5 protein-coding genes are annotated in these 4186 nt (G+C 60.1%); all 5 read left to right on the top strand.

Features of this window, described 5'->3' with window-relative positions; genetic code table 11:
* A partial coding sequence (locus EXE44_RS20320; RefSeq protein ID WP_158293478.1) for a hypothetical protein occupies window positions 1-998 on the top strand: 998 nt, incomplete at its 5' end.
* A gap of 98 nt (window positions 999-1096) precedes the next feature.
* A complete protein-coding gene (locus EXE44_RS16105; protein ID WP_137693447.1) occupies window positions 1097-1423 on the top strand; it encodes a SipW-dependent-type signal peptide-containing protein in 327 nt (108 codons plus the stop codon).
* Between the two features lie 320 nt (window positions 1424-1743).
* A complete protein-coding gene (locus EXE44_RS16110) occupies window positions 1744-2493 on the top strand; it encodes a hypothetical protein (RefSeq protein ID WP_137717931.1) in 750 nt (249 codons plus the stop codon).
* Between the two features lie 137 nt (window positions 2494-2630).
* Window positions 2631-3620, top strand: a complete 990-nt coding sequence (locus EXE44_RS16115; RefSeq protein ID WP_137693445.1) for a hypothetical protein — start codon at window positions 2631-2633, stop codon at window positions 3618-3620.
* Window positions 3620-4186, top strand: a 567-nt coding sequence (locus tag EXE44_RS16120; protein WP_137717932.1) for a signal peptidase I, incomplete at its 3' end; no start/stop codon positions are given. The genes EXE44_RS16115 and EXE44_RS16120, both read left to right, overlap by 1 nt.

Raw genomic sequence — 4186 nt, forward strand, 5'->3', positions numbered from 1 at the left:
AACCGGAGAACCCGTTCGCCGATACGACGGTATTCCCGGGTGACGACATCGCGAATATCGTCAGTAACGCCAGCCAAGACGAGATAATCAGCGTCTTCGGTGGCGCTTTCGGAGACGGAAATCCGTACACAAATCCGCTCGACATTGACACTCAGGGGCTGACGCTGGCAAGAGCGAGCGCCGAGCGCCCGTTCATCAAGGCGCAGGTAGTCGCCAGCGCCAACGAGACTAGGCTGTCTGGTTTCAGAATCTCGCCGCCTCCAGCGGACAGTAATCCCACTGGTGAAGCAGTTAGAGTCAGCAATTCGTCCGACGACGTCGTTATTGCGAATAATATCGTCGAAGACTTCGAGCACGATACGAGTAGTGGCTTCAGCGAGGATCTCTCAGCGATCAACGTTTTCGGTGGCAACAGCGCCGATGCGGTCGAGAACGTGACCGTCTCGAACAACGTTGTCCGGCGCATTGACGGACCGAGCGGCTCTGGTTCCGTCGGGATCAGCATCCAAGGCAACGTCGATGGGGCCACAGTAAGAGACAACAACGTATCCGAGGTGGGAGAAGAGGAGTCCTCATACGCGTTCGGTGTGGTGATTCGTGGGACCGATAATCACAGTGTTGACCCGAAGAACGTCGACATCGTCAGTAACGACATTAGCTCGGTCCTCGCCAGTGACAGCACACCGTACTTGGGAGTTGGCTTCGGTGTCGAGGCCGACGGGACCGACTATCTGGCCCGCGGCAATACGATTAATAACGTCAATATTGGTGTTGAATTAAAAGGGGCCGCTACAGAGACGGTTCTAACTGGGAATAGCATCAGTAACATCGACAACAGCGTCAACAACACCAATAACCCGGGCGTCCCACCGCTGTATCTCGGGGACCAGACCGGAAACGCACCCCTCGCGACGTTTATCGCCGACAACTCATACGATGTTGGGGTGGAATCAGACGGGCCGTTCGGAGCATATCAGCAGGCGATCGTCCCGCAGTAGTGTACGCCTAACTAACGGCGGTAACCCACGCTGGCATTTCGCCGGTTCGATTCCGGCGGTGGGCATTCCCCACGGATGGGGAAGCGAGGGGAGAGACCATGTCAAACAATAACTTGGAACTATCGCGGCGGAAGATCCTGGGGAGCGTGGGAGCGGTCGGCGCGGCGGGAGCCGCGGCCGGGCTCGGGACGAGCGCGCTCTTCAGCGACGAGGAATCGTTCGAAGACAACTCGATCACCGCGGGCACGCTCGACATGACCGTCGACGCGCGCGTCCCCGACGGTGCGATCAACGACGAGTGGGCCGACGCTGTCGATTTCGACGAATACGACTCCGACTCTCACCCACACAGGTGTCCGGCGTCTCCGGCTCGGCCGGAGGATCCGACGGCGGTTCGACTCCGCCGGTGGGTCTCGGGAAACTGACCCGACGCATGACCAACTCGCACCGACCGCGCCGACACATGATAGAGGGCGCCGCCACTCGCGGATCTCCCCATAGGAGTCCCATCAGGGTGTACATCGACGACGGAACCCACCGAGCGACGATTCGAAACCTGACAGCCAAACAATTATTATATTGTGTGAGAGACACGCACGCGAAATGCGTCCGAGGCGACCCAGTGGACGTGTTCGACAGCCCCGAGTGGGCCTCGACCTGCGCGCACTCTGACGGCAGTGCGTCCCGGAGCGGCGGTGAGGTGACCAGTCGAACCCACGCAACCACAGCCGAACACGGACCGTAGATGACAGACCACAGCATCAACCGGCGGCGGCTGATCGGCATGCTCTCGGGTACCGGAATAGCCGCATTCGTCGGTCTCGGATATGCGGCCGGGGACCCGATCAGGTACACGTACGCGTCCTCGCACAGCTGTGACGAGTACACGCTTGACGCCGAATGGCGGGAGACGTACACCAGGAACGGGGAGACGACCCTGCTCGAGGACACGACGCCGGACGGAAGCGGAAGCGAGCCCGACGAGCCCGGGCTCATCCAGTTGGACAACGTACTCCCGGGCGACAGGGGGACGGTCAGTTTCAGTCTCACGGCGGATCGAACGAATCCCGACGCGAGCGACACGGTCTCGCCGACGCTCGGAATCGATTTCACCGACCGTGCCGAAAACGGTCTCACCGACCCCGAGGAAGCCGCGGGCGACACCACCGAAACGGTCGGCGAGCTCCAGGAGTACCTCCAGGTCACCGTCTGGAAGAACACGGGCATCTTGGGAATCGACGCGCTCGGGGCCGACTACGACGTGGTCCGCGTCGGCGAGGAGATCACGGAGCCGACGCTGTCCGAGGGGACGCTCGCCGACGTGGCTGCCGACCTGAGTGACGAGGAACTCGGAACTATCGACGCTACCGTGGACGACGATTCCGTGTCGGTGACGCTCCGATGGGAGTTCGCCAACGACGCGCACATCAACGAGGCGCAAACCGACTCCGTCACCTTCGCACTCGATATCGGTTGCGGGGGTGATAGCGCATGAGCGCTCCGCACCCCGACCGGCGCTTCACCCCCGCGTCGTCTGACACCGGTCTATCATCCAGTAACTATATGTCAGTAGCAGATAAAGAATTGACACGTAACCGGACACGATGTCGCGGCTCCCAGGGGGGGTAACACATGCAACAGCCGGACCTGACCCGTCGACAGGTGCTCTCGGGCATCGCCGTGACCGGCGGGGCCGGGGCGCTCACCGGGAGAGGTACGGCTGCGATTTTCACCGACGAGGAGACGTTCACGAACAACGCCCTCACGGCGTCGACGAGTTCCGCGGGCGTGGTGGAATTAGATGTAACTGTCGATTCTTTGGATAGCGCCGACGGGCTCAACTGTACGATCAGCGTTCCCGATCTCACCAACAACAACCCGTCGTACATCTGGGTTCAGCCGGCGACCTGCCCCGAGCCGATCGACGAGGCCGAGCAGGTCGATGTCGAACTCCGGATCGATCGCGACGGCGGCGACAGTGTCGTCATCGTCGCCGGGACGCTAAAAAGCGTCATCAACGAGTTACGCGAGGACGAGGGAGCAGTACTCCGTTCTGTCAACGACGACCCACGGTGCTTCGAGCCGGGCGAGAGCGTGGATCTCGTGCTCGAAGTGATCTCGTCTGCGACCGACGCGGACTTCGACTTCGAACTGGAGTTCTACGCCGAGCAGTGTCGATACAACACCGGAACGAGCACGCCGTTTCCATCGCTGGGTTCCTGTGGCGGAACAACCACACAGACGGTTAATGCGATCAGCTGGATCGCATTTTGCTCGGAGAATAACGCCGATCTCGACCCAATTCCCGAAATAAATGCTACCGACGGCGACGAACCAACTTCGGTTGACTGGAAAACTGAGTCGGACGTAGACTATGTCACTGTCAAATCTGGACAGAACTTTACCGTATACAACTACAGCGACAGCAGCAGCACAACAGACGGCACAGTAATGTCTGGCAACGACGGAGGTGCGGATTATTATGATACCGACCCGCCCAACAACGTGTCGAGTACCCCGTGTAACTTAGTTGAGAAGGTTGACGGTAGTCCCTCAGATATTGAAACGTCGGTGAAACTGGACTGGGACGAAGAGAACAAAGAATTCATCAGTGAAAGCTAATGACCGACGAAAACACCTCATCCACGACCACGGACTCACCGTTCGCGGACGTCTCTTGGAGACGGATCGCGAACATCGTTGGGCTGATGATACTCGTTGCCATCGTCGTTCCGTTCGTCGTTTTCGCGGTTCCGCAAGTCGTCGGTGCGGACCAGAGCTACGTCGTCCTCTCGGGGAGCATGGAACCGGCGATGAGTCCCGGTGACGTCATCATCGTGAACAGCGTTCCGGCCGCGGCGATCGAGCGAAACGATGTCATCACCTTCGGGGGACAGGGAGGAGATACCCCGACGACCCACCGCGTGATCGAGGTGGTCGAACGGGACGGGACCACGGCGTTCCGACCGCAGGGCGATGCGAACGAAGACCCGGACGGGTCGCTCGTCACGCCGGACCAGCTCCAAGGGAAGGTGCTGTCGCCCGGCGGCTACCTCCTAGTCATTCCGCTCATCGGATACCTGATCAACTTCGCCAGCACACAATCCGGGTTCGTCCTGTTCGTTGCGCTCCCGGTCTCGTTGCTCGTTCTCAACGAGATTTGGAACGTCATTGCGTCGGCTCGTTCG

Origin of the sequence: Halorubrum sp. SS7, assembly GCF_005435055.1 — an archaeon.
Classification (GTDB): Archaea; Halobacteriota; Halobacteria; order Halobacteriales; family Haloferacaceae; genus Halorubrum; species Halorubrum salinarum.